Genomic DNA, 17,546 nt, shown 5'->3' on the forward strand with positions numbered 1-17,546 from the left:
GCTATTCTATCGTCTCAGTCGCCCATGGAAAACAGCATCGAGCTGATCTTCCAGCCGTCTTCCGCGCGCACCATTTGCCAGCTCTCGCTGCCGCGGTTGGTCACCTTGCCGTCTTCGAGAAAGTCGAAATCGAACCACACCGAGGCGACGGCGCCATTGGTGTCGACCCGCACGTTGTAGAAACGTTCTTCGATCGGCTTGTCTGCCGTCTGGATGAATTCAGCGAACTTCTTCCAGCTCGAAGAAACCACTTTGCGTGCCTTCGGATTGCGCGCCTTGACGTTGGCCCAGGCCGCCTCGTCGACCACCGACAGCCAGCTGTCGTGGTCTTGCAGGAACAGGCTGCCTAGGGTCTTGCCGTCACGGGCGATGAGCGCCGTCTTGAATTGATCGACGACCGCGTGGATCGCCGCCACGTCGGCCGCTCGGGCGCCTGGGGTGGTGCCTTCGGCGGCATGCGCCGGACTCGCCAGGCAAAGTGCGAAAAGAAGGGATGACAGTAGGATACGCATGGAAGCCCTCGGGAGTTGGAAAATTTCCACTTTAGGCAGCAGCCGCACGGCGGTCCAGTGGAATGCGCCGACCCGTGCATACCCTGCGACGAAAGGGTTGAGCCTGAGTTGAGGGTATTTCAAAGAAACCACTGGCTTTTCAAGATGCGCTCGAAAAATGAACGAGTTAGATCATTGCAGAGCCCGTGTCTGAATGTCAGACGCGACCCCGCTATAGCAACGTCTTCCCGCGAGCACTCGTCAACCAAACATCCGCATCAACTTTCTCACGCAACGGGTGTAGACTGGTCCGCGCTTCAGATCCGAAGCGCTACCGGAGTGCATATGAAAGCAATATGGAATGGTGAGGTGCTGGCGCAGTCGAACGATACGGTCGTCGTCGAAGGGAACCATTATTTCCCCCCTGCCTCTTTAAACCGCCAGTTTTTCAGCGATTCGAGTACAACAACCAACTGCCCCTGGAAGGGGACAGCGAGCTACTACGACATCGAGGTGAACGGCAAGGTCAACAAGGATGCGGCCTGGCTGTATGCCACACCAAAATCCGCCGCGGCAAATATTACCGGCCACATCGCGTTCTGGAAGGGTGTGGATGTGAAGCCCTGACGCGGTTCATTGACTGCATCGTTCCGCAAGGTGTTTGAGGTACGGGCGTCGGGTGTCGGGTCGATCTGCTTTTGGACGAACCCGACCGTTCGCGTCTGACTATCAGGTTACTGGGCTGAAAAGGTCGCAGTCAGTTGTCGACCCAGCACGTTCTCTGAGTGAGTGCCAAATGAAAAGAAGTCCGCTGACAAGAAAATAGAACTTGATCAGGGCATCAGTACACGTCGCGCCGGTAGCGCCCATCGGCCATCATCGCCTCGACCGTATCCGCGCCCAGCACCTCGAGCAGTGCATCATGCACGCCGCCAGCCATCCCCTGCAGGCTGCCGCAGACATAGATCGCGGCGCCATCCTGCACCCACTGGCGCATCAGCTCACCCTGCGCTGCGACCAGATGCTGCACATAGCGCGCCGTGCTGCCGTCGCGCGAAAACGCCAGGTCGAGGCGGGCGAGGGCGACGCTGTCGCGCCACTCTTCGAGTTCGCCCCGGCACAGGAAATCATGGGCCGCATTGCGTTCGCCGAACAGCAGCCAGTTGTCGTGGGTGCCGACGTCGATGCGCGCCTTGAGCAGCGCGCGCAGGCCAGCCAGGCCGCTGCCGTTGCCGATCGCGATCAGGGGCCGCAGTCTATTGTCGCCCAGCCGGAAGCGTGCATGCGCGCGCACCCGTAGCCGGATCGTGTCCGTTTCCAGCGCATCCGTGCACAACCAGCCCGACGCCGCGCCCGGTGTCCCGTCGGCACGCTGCTGCAATCGCACCAGCAAGGTCAGCTGGCCTTCTGCTGGTACCGAGGCAATCGAATACTCGCGCGGGTGCTCGGGGTCGGCCGGCGCGCTCACCTGCGCCAGGTCGCCCGCTTCCCACGCCGGCAACGCGCCATCCTGCGGCATCAAAGCGATGCGGTACAGCGGCGCGCCGGCGCTGCCGGGATTGAGCAGCGTGCGTTCGGCGATGCGCCAGGCGCCGTAGGCAGGCGCTTCCCAGTCCGGTGCGTCGCTCGTGCCGGCCAGGTGGCTCAGGTGGTGCTGCCATGCGGCCAGCGCCTCCGGTGCGCCACGGTCGACGTCGATCCGCTCGAACAGGCTCGTTGCGCCACGCTCAAGGAGCCAGGCATCGAGCGCGCGGCCGAAGCCGCAGTAGTTGGTGTACGTGATGTCGCCCAGGGCCAGCATGCCGAAGTGCAACTGCGACAGATCTGGCGCAGCGCCCATCGTCTGCGTGGCAAAGCGCGCGGCGGGGTCGGGCGCGTCGCCTTCGCCGTAGGTGCTGCAGACGAACAGGATGCGGCTGGCGCCCGACAAGGTCGCCATGTCGAGCGTCGAGATGCAGGCTGCGCGCGCGTCCAGGCCCCCGAGTGCCAGCGTGGCGGCCGTGCGTTCGGCCAGAAATTGCGCGCTGCCGGTTTGGCTCGCGTACACCACGAGCCAGTCGGCGGCTACGCGAATGGGGCGCGCCTTGGCGAGATGCATGCGCCACAGTCCCAGGCACATCGCAAAATATACGCCGCACAGCGCCAGGGCGCTGCCCCAACGCAGCGGTTCGATCGTCATCATCATTGCAGATTCATTGCAGATTCATTGCATCATCAAGCGCCATGCGCTCGTCGTGGTTTCTTTCAAGCCGGATTCGGCGCGCACGAGAAAGCGCGCCGCAATCCCGCGCTGTTCGGCAAACGCCAAGCCATCGGCGGGTCCCAGCACCGTCAGGGCAGTGGACAGCGCGTCGGCCGCCATGCAGGTCGGCGCCAGCACCGTCACCGAGGCCAGATCGTGATCGACCGGGTAGCCGCTGCGCGGGTCGAGCGTGTGCGCGATGCACCGCCCGCGGTATTGAAAACTGCGCCGGTAGTCGCCCGAGGTGGCAATCGCCAGCCCGTGCAGGGCAACGATCGTCTGCCCGACAGCCTCGCAATCGGGCACGCCCTCGACCTCGACCCACCAGGGCTGGCCATCCGGCTTGACCCCGGCGCCGCGCAATTCGCCGCCCGCTTCGACGACGAAATGGCGCACGCTGCGATCTTCGAGGCACGCCGCCATGCGATCGACCGCATACCCTTTGGCGACCGAAGAGAAATCCAGGATCGCGCCGCCTGGTTGCAGCAGGCGCCGCCCGGCAGGATCGAGCACCGGCTGGCGCTCGATCCGGCGCTCTAGGAAGGCGTCGACCAGCCCCGCCTGCGGCGCCTGGAACCCCGGCTGATCGTAGCGCCCGCTGGCGCCAAAGCCCCACAGATCGACAAGCGCGCCGGCGGCCGGATCGTAAGCGCCGCCGCTATCGGCCGCGACCTGCAGCGCGTACTCGGCGACGGCGAAAAACTGGGGCGGCAGCGCGTGCCAGCTGCCGGCCGGCGCGCGGTTGTAGCGCGACAGCAGAGAGTCGGCGTCCCAATGGCTCATTTGCGCAACGATCTCATCCAGCTCGCCTTGCAGCGCGCCGGCGAGCACGGCGCCATCGGCGCCCGGCGGCAGCATCAGCCGCGCCGACCAGGTCGTGCCCATCGACGTGCCGGCCGTGGCAAACAGCGTGCTGCCGCCGGGCGGCATGGCCGCGTCGACGCTCAAGGGAACAAGAATGGTGCGCATCGATTCCCTGCGTCCTTACTGTGGCAGGACGTCGAGCGTGGCTGTGTAGCTGTAGCGCTTGGCGCCCGGCGTTGGCGGACCCTTTGGCGTCTCGAGCGGGAACTTGGCCGAGAGCCAGTACATATTTGCTGCCGGCACCGTGAACTTGACCTCGCCCGTGGCGTCGGTGGTAAAGCGCAGCTCGCCCAGCGTGCCGCGGTACTTGACGGCGCCCGGCACCATGCTGAACGGGAAGTTCGGCAGCGGCTTGCCGTCGAGCTGGAAGCGGAACGTGATCGGCTCGCCCGCGCGCAGGTCGGACGGATTGGTGACCGGAACCATTTCAAGGCCGACGCCGCTCGGTTTGAGCGCCGTGTCGTTCATGTCATTGGCCGAGACGAAGGTTTCCAGGCGCGTGTGCGTGGTGCTGGTGGTGACGTCGGTCGCGCCGGCCGGGATTTGCACGCCCGGTGTGCCTTCGACACCGCGCAAGCGCTTGACTTCGCCGCCCAGCTTGTAGCTGCCCATCACGTTGTTGCTGACGATGGCCAGGCGGTAGGTGCCGTCCTTCGGCAGGCGGATGTCGATCGTGCTGCGGAATTTGCCGAGCACGGCGCCTTCGGCCTTGGTCGTCACACCGTCTGGTCCCGTGATGGTCAGGTTGTCCAGGCGCAGCGGCACGTGGTGGAATTCGAACAGGCCTTCCGAGATCGCGCCGTCGAGCGTGACCCACGGTTCTTTCGCTTCGACCATGGCCGTGCTTGGCAACAGCCAGCCACGGTGCGCCTGCGCGCTGATCGACATGCCGGCCAGGGCCAGGCCGAGCAGGGCGCCCTTGAGGATACGTTTATGCATGGGATTCTCCCTGGAGTGTTGTTATTGGAGTTCGAGGGCGACGGCGCCCAGTTCTTCCTTGCCGGCGGCATTGGCCGCGACCTTGCCCTTGCCGGTCCACGTGAACGGCACTTTGACCAGTTCACGTCCGCCAGCTTCACGCGACGCTTCCACGACCAGCTTGTATTCGCCAGCCGGCAGCTTGTCGAGGCCGTGCTTGACGCCGGCAAATTTCATCGTCTGGCTGCCTGCGGGGCGGGTGGCGCCGCTCACGCCATCGAGCGGGAACTTGGCGTCACGCCCGGCCTTGCGCCACCAGGTGCGCAGGTCCTTGACCCATTTGTCGCCGGCGGCATCTTTCTTCAGGTCGTAGAGCACGGCCAGATTGGCCGCGACGCTTTGGTCGGCGCGTTCGAGCCAGATCGCCACGTACGGCTTGTGGTATTCAGCCACGTTCAGTTGCGGCAGGTCGAACTTGACCGACAGGTCGGCGGCCATGGCCCAGCCGGAGACGAGCGGCAGGGTCAGGACGAGCGAGTGGGACAGTTTCATGCTTGGTCTTCTCTCAGGTTGGAAATCGGTGGAACGCTCAGTGGCAAACTTCAGTGGCAAACTTCAGTGGCAAACTTCAGTGGACAAACAACAAGGCCAGCACGGCGGGCAGCACGATGCCGAAGCCGATCACCGGCCAGGTCGATGGCCGGTTGGCCGCGTGGTATTTCATGATCAAAAAGCCCGTGATGCAAAACACGATGCAGGCGACCGAAAAAATATCGATGAACCAGCTCCAGACGGCGCCGGTGTTGCGGCCCTTGTGCATGTCGTTGAGCCACGAGATCCAGCCGCGGTCGGTGCGCTCGAATTCGGCGCTGCCGTCGACGGCGATGCGCAGCCAGGCGTCGCCACCGGGGCGGGGCAGCGCGATGTAGGCGTCTTCCTCGGTCCATTCGGCGCGCTGGCCGCGCACGTCGACGGGGAATGCGCTGTTGGTCCAGTCGGCAATGCTGCTTGGCAGCGGTACCTTGGCGTCGGCATGCTCTTCGGCCCATTGCTTGAATTGCGGACGCAGCGGCGCCGGCAGCGTGGCTTTCAGGCGCGTGACCTCGGGCGTGGCCTTGATCAGCGCCGCGTTGTTCAGCGTCAGCCCCGTAAAGCTGAACAGCAGCATCGCCATCAGGCAGATCGCGGAGCTGATCCAGTGCCATTGGTGCAACTGTTTGAGAAACATGGCGCGCCCGGCGCCCGGCAGGCGCTGGGGCATGCTGCCTGCAGTGGGGGCGGGGGTGCCGGTTGCTTTGGCCGATGCCGGCAACACGGGCTGGACAGTATCAGGGGACGGGGCAGATGTGGACATGCCATAAATGATAACGATTATCATTTACAAGGTCAATGTGGTATTGACTACCAGCTGAAATTTGCCTGCCCGGATCCAGTGTTTAAAAACACATTTGGAAATAAATTATTCTAGGAATGTAATCTGCCCGGTAGGGGATCATGCGTTACAATCATGAGCGCAAACAGGCAGGATTTTGCACATGTATTGGTACTGAAACAGTCCTTCCCCCACAACTTGATGTCTTGAAGTGCAATCCGCTAAACGGTCAGGCCGTGTCGCGGAAGGTTAAATAACCCGCCCAACCCTCGCGAAGCGCGAAAAGAAAGGTGAGCAAGAATGATGCAACAACAAAACGCCAACTCATACCTGTTCGGCGGCAATGCCCCGTACGTGGAAGAGTTGTACGAGTCCTATCTGGACAATCCGTCGTCGGTGCCAGACAACTGGCGCGCCTACTTCGACCAGATGCAGCACGTGCCGGCCGTCGATGGCTCGAACCGTCCTGACGTCGTCCATTCATCGGTCATTGCGTCGTTCGCCGAACGCGCCAAGCAGGGCCCGATCCGCACCGTGGTCGCCTCGGCTGACTCCGAGCTGGGCCGCAAGCGCGTCGCCGTCACCCAGATCACCGCCGCTTACCGCTACCTCGGTTCGCGCTGGGCCAACCTGGATCCGCTGCAGCGCCAGGAACGTCCACTGCTGCCAGAACTCGATCCCGCGTTCTACGGCTTCACCGAGTCCGACATGGACACGGTCTTCAACATCACCAATACGTATTTCGGTCAAGAAACCGCGCCACTGCGCGATATCCTGAACATGCTGCGTGACACGTACACCCGTTCGATCGGTGCCGAGTACATGTACATCAGCGACCCGACCGAAAAGCGCTGGCTGCAAGAGCGTCTGGAGTCGATCCGTTCGACCCCGACCTTCTCGGCCGAAAAGAAAAAACACATCCTCGAACGCCTGACCGCGGCCGAAGGCCTCGAGCGCTACCTGCACACCAAGTACGTCGGTGCCAAGCGCTTCTCGCTCGAAGGTGGCGAATCGTTCATCGCGTCGATGGACGAAGTCATCCAGCGCGCCGGTGAAAAGGGCGTCCAGGAAATCGTCATCGGCATGGCCCACCGCGGCCGTCTGAACGTTCTGGTCAACACCCTGGGCAAGAGCCCGGCCGAGCTGTTCGAAGAATTCGAAGGCAAGCACGCCGACGACCTGCCAGCCGGTGACGTCAAGTATCACCAGGGCTTCTCGAGCGACATCACCACGCCGGGCGGTCCAGTCCACCTGTCACTTGCCTTCAATCCTTCCCACCTCGAGATCGTCAACCCGGTCGTCGAAGGTTCGGTCAAGGCGCGCATGGAACGCCGGGGCGATCGCAAGGGCAAAGAAGTGCTGCCGATCCTCGTGCACGGCGACGCTGCATTCGCCGGCCAGGGCGTGGTCATGGAAACCCTGAACCTGGCGCAGACCCGCGGCTACGGTACGGGCGGCACGGTCCACATCGTCATCAACAACCAGATCGGTTTCACCACGTCCGACCCGCGCGATGCGCGCTCGACGCTGTACTGCTCGGACGTCGTCAAGATGATCGAAGCGCCGGTGCTGCACGTGAACGCCGACGATCCTGAAGCCGTCGTGCTGGCCAGCCAGATCGCACTCGATTACCGCGCCGAATTCGGCAAGGACGTCGTCGTCGACATCATTTGCTACCGCAAGCTGGGCCACAACGAGCAGGACACGCCAGCGCTGACCCAGCCGCTGATGTACAAGAAGATTGCCAAGCACCCGGGCACCCGCAAGCTGTACGCCGAGAAATTGGCAGCGCAGGGCACCATCGAAGCCGACGGCGGCGACAAGCTCGTCGCCGCGTTCCGCGATGCGATGGACGCCGGCAAGCACACGGTCGATCCGGTGCTGACCAACTTCAAGAACAAGTACGCCGTCGACTGGGCACCGTTCCTGAACAAGAAGTGGACCGATGCGGCCGATACTGCCGTGCCACTGACCGAACTGAAGCGCCTGGCACAACGCATCACCGTCACACCAGAGAACTTCAAGCCACACTCGCTGGTCGACAAGGTGCTGGCCGACCGCGCCAATATGGGCCGCGGCGACGTCAACCTCGACTGGGGCATGGGCGAACACCTGGCCTACGCGTCGCTGTTGTCGTCGGGTTACGCCATCCGCCTGTCGGGCCAGGATGCGGGCCGCGGTACGTTCGTGCACCGCCACGCCGTACTGCACGACCAGAACCGTGAACGTTGGGACCAGGGCATCTACCTGCCACTGGCCAATGTGTCCGAGAACCAGGCCAACTTCACCGTGATCGACTCGGTGCTGTCCGAAGAAGCCGTGCTCGCCTTCGAGTATGGTTTCTCGACCGCCGAACCGAACACGCTGACGATCTGGGAAGCCCAGTTCGGCGACTTCGTCAACGGCGCGCAAGTCGTCATCGACCAGTTCATCGCTTCGGGCGAAGTGAAGTGGGGCCGCGCGTCGGGCCTGGTCATGATGCTGCCGCACGGCTACGAAGGCCAGGGTCCGGAGCACTCGTCGGCACGTATCGAGCGTTTCCTGCAACTGTGCGCAGACAACAATATGCAAGTGGTCCAGCCAACGACCGCAGCCCAGATCTTCCACCTGCTGCGTCGCCAGATGGTGCGTCAGTTCCGTAAGCCTTTGGTCATCTTCACGCCGAAGTCGCTGCTGCGTAACAAGGATGCCGGTTCGCCGCTGACCGACCTGGCCAAGGGTGGTTTCCAGACCGTGATTGGCGAATGCGACGAGAAGATCGACGCATCGAAGGTCAAGCGCGTGCTGGTCTGCTCGGGCAAGGTCTACTTCGACCTGGTCAATGCACGCAAGGCGCGCGCCGTCACCGACACCGCGATCATCCGCATGGAACAGATGTATCCGTTCCCGCACAAGTCGTTCGCCGCCGAACTCAAAAAGTTCCCGAACGCCGGCGAAGTGGTGTGGGTGCAGGACGAGCCGCAAAACCAGGGCCCGTGGTTCCAGATCCAGCACAACATCTTCGAAGGCATGGAAGATGGCCAGCGCCTGGCGTACGCCGGCCGCGCCGCATCGGCGTCGCCTGCGGTCGGTTATGCCGACAAGCACATCGCGCAGCAGAAAGAACTGCTGGAGACCGCGTTCTCGAAGCTCAAGGGCTTCATTCTGACGAAGTGATCACCAATAAGTAAGACCACGACCCCGGCGCCGCGCGTCGGGGTTTCTTGCAAAGAATAATTACTGGAGTTTTAAATGGCACAAATCGAAGTCAAGGTCCCTGTATTGTCGGAATCGGTTGCTGAAGCGACCCTGCTGTCCTGGCACAAGAAAGTCGGCGAGTCCGTCGATCGCGACGAGAACATGATCGACATCGAGACCGACAAGGTGGTCCTGGAACTGCCAGCGCCAAGCGCCGGCGTGATCGTGCAACTGCTCAAGGCCGACGGCGCGACCGTCGTCGCCGGTGAAGTCATTGCCGTCATCGACACCGAAGCATCGGCGCAGACCAGCCCGCTGCCAGTGAAAGCCATCCCGTCGGCTGCGCCAAACGCGCCAATCGACACGCCGGCAACGCAAGCAGCTCCAGCAGCTGCCTCGAATCAGTCGAAAGCCGGCGTGGCAATGCCTGCCGCTGCCAAGATCCTGGCTGACAACAACCTGAGCGCCGCCGGCGTTGACGGTTCGGGCCGTGACGGCCGCGTGACCAAGGGCGACGCCCTGGCCGCAGTCGCCAGCAAGCCAGCTGCCGCACCAGCACCAGCCGCCGCACCTGCCAAGGCACCACTGCAGCAAGTGCCTGCCGCCGGTCCTGCCAACCTGGGCGACCGTCCGGAAGAGCGCGTGCCGATGAGCCGCCTGCGCGCCCGTATCGCCGAGCGCCTGCTGCAATCGCAGTCGACCAACGCCATCCTGACCACGTTCAACGAAGTGAACATGGCGCCAGTCATGGAACTGCGTAACAAGTACAAGGACAAGTTCGAAAAAGAGCACGGCGTCAAGCTGGGCTTCATGTCGTTCTTCGTCAAGGCCGCCGTTGCCGCACTGAAGAAGTACCCGGTGCTCAACGCGTCGGTTGACGGCAACGACATCGTCTACCACGGCTACTTCGACATCGGTATCGCTGTCGGTTCGCCACGTGGCCTGGTGGTGCCGATCCTGCGCAACGCCGACCAGATGTCGATCGCCGACATCGAAAAGAAAATCGGTGAATTCGGCCAGAAAGCCAAAGAAGGCAAGCTGACCCTGGACGACCTGAACGGCGGTACGTTCTCGATCTCGAACGGCGGCGTGTTCGGTTCGATGATGTCGACCCCGATCATCAACCCGCCACAGTCGGCCATCCTGGGCGTGCACGCGACCAAGGACCGCGCGGTTGTCGAAAACGGTCAGATCGTGATCCGTCCGATGAACTATCTGGCCATGTCGTACGACCACCGCATCATCGACGGCCGCGAAGCCGTCCTGGGCCTGGTCGCGATGAAGGATGCGCTGGAAGATCCGGCCCGCCTGCTGCTGGACCTGTAAGTCTCAACCTGGTCGGCGCCCTCTGGTGCCGGCCATAGTTTGCCGGAGAACGACATGCTGTCAGACGAAATCAAGCGGCTGCACGAGCTGCACCAGGCCGGCGCGCTGTCCGACGCCGAATTCGAGCAGGCCAAGGCGCGCATTCTGTCCGGCGCGTCGACGGTCAGCCTGACGAAAGAGAGCACGTTCAGGGGCGGCTCGTCGTTCGACACGCACCGTGACGACCTGCTCAGCGGCCTGCGCCGCACGCGGCTCGATCGCTGGCTCGGTGGCGTGTGTGGTGGCCTCGCGCGCACCTATGGGCTCGAGTCCTGGGTCTGGCGCCTGATCTTCGTGTTGTTCGTCCTCACGTTCGGCTTCGGCATCCTGATTTACCTGCTGCTGTGGGTATTTGTTCCGGAAGAATAAAAAAGGAATCATGTAATGAGCGATAAACAATTTGACGTCGTCGTCATCGGCGGCGGTCCTGGCGGTTACATTGCCGCCATCCGCGCAGCCCAGCTGGGCTTCAAGGTTGCCTGTATCGACGAATGGAGCAACGCCGCCGGCAAGCCTGCCCCGGGCGGCACCTGCACCAACGTCGGCTGCATCCCGTCGAAAGCCCTGCTGCAGTCGTCCGAGCATTTCGAGCACGCCGGTCACGCTTTTGCTGACCACGGCATCAATGTCTCGGGCCTCGAGCTCGACCTGGGCAAGATGCTGGGTCGCAAGGACACGATCGTCAAGCAGAACAACGACGGCATCCTGTTCCTGTTCAAGAAGAACAAGGTCAGCTTCTTCCACGGCCGCGGCGCGTTCGCCGGCACTGCCGAAGGCGGTTACACCATCAATGTCAGCGGCCCGACCACCGACACGCTGACCGCCAAGAACGTGGTCATCGCGACCGGTTCGAACGCACGCCAGCTGCCAGGTGCCGAATTCGACGAGAAACTGATCCTGTCGAACACCGGTGCACTGGCGATCGATGCGGTCCCGGGCAAGCTGGGCGTGATCGGCGCCGGCGTCATCGGCCTGGAAATGGGCAGCGTCTGGCGCCGTGTCGGCGCGGATGTCACCGTGCTCGAAGGTCTGCCGACCTTCCTGGGTGCAGTCGACGAGCAGATCGCCAAAGAAGCGCACAAGCTGTTCGTCAAGCAGGGCCTCAAAATCAACCTCGGTTGCAAGATCGGCGCGATCACCAAGGGCGAGAACAACGTTACCGTTGCCTACGCCGACAGCACCGGCGCCGAGCAAACCACCACGTTTGACCGCCTGATCATCTCGATCGGCCGCGTGCCGAACACGATCGGCCTGAACGCCGAAGCCGTCGGCGTGCAGCTCGACGAGCGCGGCTTTGTCGTGGTCGATGACGAGTGCCGCACCAACCTGCCAGGCGTGTGGGCAGTGGGCGACGTCGTGCGCGGCCCGATGCTGGCGCACAAGGCCGAAGAAGAAGGCGTTGCCGTTGCCGAGCGTATCGCCGGCCAGCATGGTCACGTCAACTTCAACACGATTCCTTGGGTCATCTACACGTCGCCAGAGATCGCGTGGGTCGGCAAGACCGAGCAGCAGCTCAAAGCCGAAGGCATCGCCTACAAGGCCGGTACCTTCCCGTTCATGGCCAACGGCCGTGCGCGCGCACTGGGCGACACGTCGGGCATGGTCAAGTTCCTGGCCGATGCCACGACCGATGAAATCCTGGGCGTGCACATCGTGGGCCCGATGGCGTCCGAGCTGATTTCGGAAGCCGTCGTGGCGATGGAATTCAAGGCCTCGGCCGAAGACATCGCCCGCATCTGCCACGCGCACCCGTCGCTGTCGGAAGCAACGAAAGAAGCCGCACTGGCGGTGGACAAGCGTTCGCTGAACTTCTAAGCAATTCACCGGCTTCGTGCCGCACGTTGGACGCGTGGACGGGAAACCCGTCCACCCTACGGGTCAGCAACGCACGCTGCGATGCTGAACGGTTCCACGTGTCGTAGGGTGGACGGCTCCGCCGTCCACGCGTTCAACTGGCCGCGTCCACCCTACTTTTTCTCGGTATCCCATGAACGTTCAAGAATATTATGTGCACGAGCTTAACGCGCGTGGCTTCACGTCCGACCCCGCGCAGCAAATGGCGGTGGACCGCCTGCAGCAGGCGTACGACGACTGGGTCGCCTACAAGGCCCAGCGGTCGTCCGCTTTCAAACGTCTGATCAACCGCCCCACGGTGCCGAAGGGCGTCTATATGTGGGGCGGAGTAGGGCGCGGCAAATCGTTCCTGATGGACTCGTTCTATTCGGTCGTGCCGGTGGTGCGCAAGACGCGCCTTCACTTTCACGAATTCATGCGCGCCGTCCACGGGCAGCTGGATGAACTCAAGGGCGTGGCCGATCCGCTCGACGAAGTCGCCAAGCGCATCGCCAAGAAGTACCGGCTGATCTGCTTCGACGAATTCCACGTCTCGGACATCGCCGACGCGATGATCCTGTACAACCTGCTCAAGGCCCTGTTCGACAATGGCGTGAGCTTCGTGATGACGTCGAACTACGAACCGTCGACGCTGTACCCGGACGGCCTGCACCGCGACCGCATGCTGCCAACCATCGCGCTGCTGCAGGCGAAGCTGGATGTGCTGAACGTCGATGCCGGCAACGATTACCGCAAGCGCGCGCTCGAACAGGTCGAGGCGTATTACACGCCGCTCAATGCCGCGTCCGACCGCGCCTTGCGCGACGCCTATGCCAAGGTGGCCGACATCGCCGATGAAGCGCCGATCGTGCACATCGAGAACCGCGAGATCCGCGCGCTGCGCCGTGCCGGCGGCGTGATCTGGTTCGATTTCGCCACGCTGTGCGGCGGCCCGCGCTCCCAGAACGATTACCTGGAACTGGCCAGCCAGTTCCACACGGTGGTGTTGTCCGCCATCCCGGCGATGTCAGCATCGCAGTCGTCCGAAGCGCGCCGCTTCACCTGGCTGATCGACGTGTTCTATGACCACAAGGTCAAGCTGATCATGTCGGCGGCGGTCGAGCCTGAAGAGCTCTATACGCAGGGCCAGCTGGCCAATGAATTCCACCGGACCGTATCGCGTATCATCGAGATGCAGTCGCGCGAATACATGCTCTCCGAGCGGCGCGGCGCGGCCGACAAGATCGCCTGATACGGTCAAGCACGACAACAAGGATCCACATGACACGAACTACCAAGCTGCGCGCGGGCGCGCTGCTGGCCCTGGCAAGCCTCATGGCGGCCTGCTCGACGACACAGCCGGCCGCGCCGGATGTGCCGCCGCCGGCATCGGCCTCGACCGCGCAGGCCGAAGGACGCCTGGCAGCCGTGGCCGCCGAGCGCCGCGCGATCGACAACCGCTACGCCGAGCGCGAAGTCGTCTGCTACGACAAATTCTTCGTCACCAGTTGCCTGGACGAGGCGCGCGAGCAGCAACGCGTGGCGCTGCTCGAGCAGCGCGCCATCGAAATCGAAGCGTCGCGCTACCTGCGGCAGGCCAAGGTCGATCAGCGTGACCGCGCCCTGGCCGTGTCCGAAGCCGCATTCCAGAAAGAAGAAGCCGAATTGGCGGCCAATCCACCGCCAGTCAAGGCGCCGCCGAGCACTGCCTTGCCAGCCGCGCGCACGACCCCGTCGGAGTCGCGCGCAGCCCGTACCAGACGCCTGCAACAGAATGCAGCCCGCACCCAGAGCGCTCAGGCAAGGGCGGCCCAGAATGTGGCCGCAGCCGAAGCACGTCGCGTGGAATCGCTCGAGCGCCAGAAGCAGGTGGCGCGCCGTGTGGCCGAGCGTGAAGCGAAGGCGGCCAAACGCGCGGCCGATGAGGCCGCAAAAAAGGCGGCCCAGCCGCCGGCAGCGAGCAATTAGGAGTTGGCCGGCGTGGCCAGCTTGACGATGGCCATCGTGCAGTTGCCGCCCTTGCCCTGCGAGCGTTCGCCGGCTTTGCTGATGAGCTTTTCGGCGGCCTGGCGCGGCGTGGACTTGGCAGTCACGGCGGCCAGTTCGGCATCGGTAAAGAAATGCCACAGGCCGTCGGAACCCAGCAGGAAGCTGTCGCCGGCAACCAGGCCGGTGTGGCTGCCGGTCGTGACGAACGGTTCCTTGCGGCTGTTGCCCAGTACATTGAGCAACAGCTTGGAGCGGCGGTGGTTGCGCGCCGCATCGGCCGGCAGCCGGTCGCTCGAGATCAGGTGCTCGACGTAGGCGACGTCGCTGGTGCGCATCGCGCACTTGTCGTGCTCGAAGCGATACAGGCGCGAGTCGCCCACGTGGGCCCAGACCGCCTCGCCATGCGGACTGATCACCAAGCCGACAAAGCTGGCGTGGAGTTCGGTCTTGCCGGCGATGGCGTTCATCTTGATGACCGTGTGGGTTTCGCTGATGATTTCGTGCAGCAGTTGGGCGAGGCGCTCGATGTCCGGGTGGTCGCCTGGCTTGAATTCGTCGAACACCTGGCGCGCCGTGTGCAGCACCTGTTCGGCCCCGGCCGGACTGGAGATGCCGTCGGATAGCACCGCGAGCACATAGCCGGGGGCACGCGCGCCCGTGAACAGGGCAGCGCGATCGTTTTGCTGGGGGCGGTTGCCGATGTGCTGCGCGGTGCCCGCTTCGATCCTGTAGGAAGTCATAAATGCTTGTTTTCTTTAGCCTAACGCCAATCTTTGTTGGCGGCAATGACCGCGTGGATTAAACTATGCACCTAGAACCAACCAACAAGCAAGAAGATTTGCTTGCAGCAATACTGGAAGGCCCGCTGTGCCAGCGCCGACCAGCTCCCATTCCCGCAATCCCATCTGCAACCACTGTTTGGAACAGACCATCATGATCGATGTCCAGGACATCCAGCGCCGTATTATTGAACTCGATGTGGAACACCGCGACCTCGATGCCGTCATTGCCCTGTTGACGGCGGACGGCCACGCGGACGGGTTACAACTGCGCCGCCTCAAAAAGCGTAAACTGCAGCTCAAAGATCATATTACGCTGCTCAAGATGCAGCTGGTTCCCGATATTCCGGCCTGAGCCATTGCTGCGAGCCACGTTTCTTCAAGATAAGTTACGACACATACATTGACCGACCATCTCCCTGTTCCCGGCCCTGCCGCAGAGCCGGTCGGGACGGCTGGGCCGGCCACTGGCGCCGTGGAAGCACATTCCGCCGCGTCGACCGACTCCGTTATCCCCGCCGGCAAATACGACGCTGACCTCGACCGCCTGTTCGGCGCGGGCGGCCCGCTCGCGCCCGCCGTCGGCACCTTCAAGCCACGCCAGGCCCAGACCGAGATGGCCAAGGCCGTCGCCCACGCCATCGACAAACAGCAAGTGCTCATGGCCGAGGCCGGTACTGGCACCGGCAAGACCTTCGCCTACCTGGTCCCGGCGCTGCTGTGGGGCGGCAAGACGATCGTCTCGACCGGCACCAAAAACCTGCAGGACCAGTTGTTCATGCGCGACATCCCGACCATTCGCGCCGCCTTGCGCGCGCCGGTCTCGGTGGCGCTGCTCAAGGGCCGCTCGAACTACGTTTGTCACTTTCACCTGGAGCGCACGCTGCAGAACGGCCGCCTGACGTCGCGCGACGACGTCGGCCACCTGCGCGAAATCTCGCGCTTCATGAAAATGACGAACTCGGGCGACAAGGCCGAGCTGGCCAAGGTGCCCGAAACGGCCACGGTCTGGAACCTCGTCACGTCCACGCGCGACACCTGCATGGGCGCCGAGTGCCAGTACTACCAGGACTGTTTCGTGATGAAGGCGCGGCGCGAAGCGCAGCAGGCCGATATCGTCGTCGTCAACCACCACCTGTTCTTCGCCGACGTGGCGCTGAAAGACACCGGCGTGGCCGAGCTGCTGCCGTCGGCCAACACCATCATCTTCGACGAGGCGCACCAGCTGCCTGACACGGCGACGCTGTTCTTCGGCCAGTCGGTGTCGACCTCGCAAGTGCTCGAACTGTGCCGCGACGTGCTGGCCGAAGGCCTGGCGCATGCCCGTGGCGGCCCCGATTGGGCCAAGGTCGTCACCGTCGTCGAGAAAGCCACGCGCGACCTGCGCCTGGCGTTTGGCGAAGGCAATCTGCGCCTGTCGCTGCCGCAGATCATGCCGACGTCGCAATTTTTCCCGGCACTCGATACGCTCAAGACCGAGCTGGCCGGAATGATCACGACGCTCGAAGACAACGCCGCGCGCGCCGAAACGATCGAAGCCTGCCGCGTGCGGGCGCACGACCTGGCCGCCGCCATCGAAGGATGGAAGCCGGATCCCAAGGCGCCGGCCGCCGAGCAGGCGGTGCTGTGGGCCGAAGCGTTCGCGTCGTCGCTGCAACTGCACAAGACGCCGCTGTCGATCGCGCCGATTTTTTCCAACCAGCGCGAAGGCACGCCGCGCAGCTGGATTTTTACGTCGGCAACGCTGGCGGTCAAGAACGACTTCAAGCATTTCTCCGACCAGCTGGGGCTGACGGGCGAGCCGGCCAAGACCTGGCCGAGCCCGTTCGATTACGTGAACCAGGGCTTGCTGTACGTGCCAACCGGCTTGCCGGAGCCGCAGGCGGCCGTCTATACCGACGCCGTCGTCGATGCGGCGTTGCCGGTGATCGAGGCCGCCGGCGGGCGCACGTTCTTCCTGTGCACGACGATTCGCGCCGTCAACAAGGTGGCGGAACGCCTGCGGGTCGAGTTCGCCGAGCGCGGTTGGGATTTCCCGCTGTTCGTGCAGGGCGAGCGGGGGCGCACCGAATTGCTCGATTCGTTCCGCACTGCCGGCAATGCCGTGCTGGTGGGCAGCCAGAGCTTCTGGGAAGGCGTCGACGTGCGTGGCGATGCACTCTCGCTCGTGATCATCGACAAGCTGCCGTTCGCGCCGCCGGACGATCCGGTGCTGGCCGCGCGCATCGAGGTGATGGAAAAGCAGGGCCTCAACGGCTTCATGCACCACCAGTTGCCCGAGGCGATCATCACGCTCAAGCAGGGGGCAGGGCGCCTGATCCGCGACGTCGACGACCGGGGCGTGTTGATGATCTGCGATCCGCGCATCATCACCAAGCCGTACGGGCGCCGCATCTGGCAGAGCTTGCCTTCGTTCAAGCGCACGCGGGTGCAGGAAGAGGTGCTGCGCTTCTTCGATCCGGCGGCGGCAGAGGCCGCTGCTGCTGATGCTACCGAGGGCGGCGCGGCCTGAGCAC

The 17,546-nt window shown here is 63.5% G+C and carries 16 protein-coding genes; 9 read left to right on the plus strand and 7 right to left on the minus strand.

Translation table 11 applies throughout. The annotated features are described in order from the left end of the window. Positions 1–14: 14 nt before the first annotated feature. The gene (locus RCH14_RS05950) at positions 15–512 is read right to left on the minus strand and encodes a hypothetical protein (protein ID WP_343025238.1); all 498 of its coding nucleotides are present in this window, start codon (positions 510–512) and stop codon (positions 15–17) included. 324 nt (positions 513–836) lie between these two features. Here RCH14_RS05950 and RCH14_RS05955 point away from each other — a divergent pair, with 324 nt between their 5' ends. Next, complete coding sequence (locus RCH14_RS05955) at positions 837–1,118, plus strand: DUF427 domain-containing protein (RefSeq protein WP_343025239.1); 282 nt, start codon at positions 837–839, stop codon at positions 1,116–1,118. Positions 1,119–1,332: 214 nt separating this feature from the next. On the opposite strand, the gene RCH14_RS05960 is transcribed toward RCH14_RS05955, so the two are convergent. The 5 genes from RCH14_RS05960 to RCH14_RS05980 all read right to left on the minus strand — a co-directional run bounded on the left by RCH14_RS05960 (position 1,333) and on the right by RCH14_RS05980 (position 5,776). Next, the gene (locus tag RCH14_RS05960; RefSeq protein ID WP_343025240.1) at positions 1,333–2,676 is read right to left on the minus strand and encodes a sulfite reductase subunit alpha; all 1,344 of its coding nucleotides are present in this window, start codon (positions 2,674–2,676) and stop codon (positions 1,333–1,335) included. A gap of 18 nt (positions 2,677–2,694) precedes the next feature. Beyond that, positions 2,695–3,702 carry an FAD:protein FMN transferase gene (locus RCH14_RS05965; protein WP_343025241.1) on the minus strand — a complete coding sequence of 336 codons (1,008 nt, stop codon included), beginning with the start codon at positions 3,700–3,702 and terminating at the stop codon, positions 2,695–2,697. Between the two features lie 15 nt (positions 3,703–3,717). Then, complete coding sequence (locus RCH14_RS05970; RefSeq protein WP_343025242.1) at positions 3,718–4,536, minus strand: DUF4198 domain-containing protein; 819 nt, start codon at positions 4,534–4,536, stop codon at positions 3,718–3,720. A 21-nt stretch (positions 4,537–4,557) separates the two neighbouring features. Then, positions 4,558–5,067: a DUF2271 domain-containing protein gene (locus RCH14_RS05975; protein ID WP_343025243.1), complete on the minus strand. Its 510-nt coding sequence runs from the start codon at positions 5,065–5,067 to the stop codon at positions 4,558–4,560. Positions 5,068–5,143: 76 nt separating this feature from the next. Beyond that, complete coding sequence (locus RCH14_RS05980; protein WP_343025542.1) at positions 5,144–5,776, minus strand: PepSY-associated TM helix domain-containing protein; 633 nt, start codon at positions 5,774–5,776, stop codon at positions 5,144–5,146. Positions 5,777–6,187: 411 nt separating this feature from the next. Between RCH14_RS05980 and RCH14_RS05985 the strand changes: the two genes are divergently transcribed. The 6 genes from RCH14_RS05985 to RCH14_RS06010 all read left to right on the plus strand — a co-directional run bounded on the left by RCH14_RS05985 (position 6,188) and on the right by RCH14_RS06010 (position 14,230). Beyond that, complete coding sequence (locus RCH14_RS05985) at positions 6,188–9,043, plus strand: 2-oxoglutarate dehydrogenase E1 component (protein ID WP_343025244.1); 2,856 nt, start codon at positions 6,188–6,190, stop codon at positions 9,041–9,043. Between the two features lie 75 nt (positions 9,044–9,118). Then, positions 9,119–10,390 (plus strand): 2-oxoglutarate dehydrogenase complex dihydrolipoyllysine-residue succinyltransferase, encoded by a 1,272-nt coding sequence (gene odhB, locus RCH14_RS05990; protein ID WP_343025245.1) that lies wholly within the window; start codon positions 9,119–9,121, stop codon positions 10,388–10,390. A 54-nt stretch (positions 10,391–10,444) separates the two neighbouring features. Next, positions 10,445–10,798, plus strand: coding sequence for a PspC domain-containing protein (locus RCH14_RS05995; RefSeq protein WP_343025246.1), 354 nt, complete (start codon positions 10,445–10,447; stop codon positions 10,796–10,798). Positions 10,799–10,813: 15 nt separating this feature from the next. Then, positions 10,814–12,244: a dihydrolipoyl dehydrogenase gene (gene lpdA, locus RCH14_RS06000; protein WP_343025247.1), complete on the plus strand. Its 1,431-nt coding sequence runs from the start codon at positions 10,814–10,816 to the stop codon at positions 12,242–12,244. A 172-nt stretch (positions 12,245–12,416) separates the two neighbouring features. Continuing rightward, complete coding sequence (zapE, locus tag RCH14_RS06005) at positions 12,417–13,514, plus strand: cell division protein ZapE (RefSeq protein ID WP_343025248.1); 1,098 nt, start codon at positions 12,417–12,419, stop codon at positions 13,512–13,514. 29 nt (positions 13,515–13,543) lie between these two features. After that, positions 13,544–14,230: a hypothetical protein gene (locus tag RCH14_RS06010; RefSeq protein WP_343025249.1), complete on the plus strand. Its 687-nt coding sequence runs from the start codon at positions 13,544–13,546 to the stop codon at positions 14,228–14,230. Here RCH14_RS06010 and RCH14_RS06015 read toward each other — a convergent pair. Continuing rightward, entirely contained in the window at positions 14,227–14,991 is a 765-nt protein-coding gene (locus RCH14_RS06015) for a serine/threonine-protein phosphatase (protein ID WP_343025250.1), read from the minus strand. The two genes, RCH14_RS06010 and RCH14_RS06015, sit on opposite strands and share 4 nt — an antisense overlap. A 193-nt stretch (positions 14,992–15,184) precedes the next feature. Here RCH14_RS06015 and RCH14_RS06020 point away from each other — a divergent pair, with 193 nt between their 5' ends. Both RCH14_RS06020 and RCH14_RS06025 read left to right on the plus strand, forming a co-directional pair. Continuing rightward, complete coding sequence (locus RCH14_RS06020; protein ID WP_343025543.1) at positions 15,185–15,385, plus strand: DUF465 domain-containing protein; 201 nt, start codon at positions 15,185–15,187, stop codon at positions 15,383–15,385. A 120-nt stretch (positions 15,386–15,505) separates the two neighbouring features. Further along, a complete protein-coding gene (locus RCH14_RS06025; protein WP_343025251.1) occupies positions 15,506–17,542 on the plus strand; it encodes an ATP-dependent DNA helicase in 2,037 nt (678 codons plus the stop codon). The last annotated feature ends 4 nt before the right edge of the window (positions 17,543–17,546 follow it).

The organism is Massilia sp. MP_M2 (assembly GCF_039123635.1).
Taxonomy (GTDB): Bacteria; Pseudomonadota; Gammaproteobacteria; order Burkholderiales; family Burkholderiaceae_D; genus Telluria.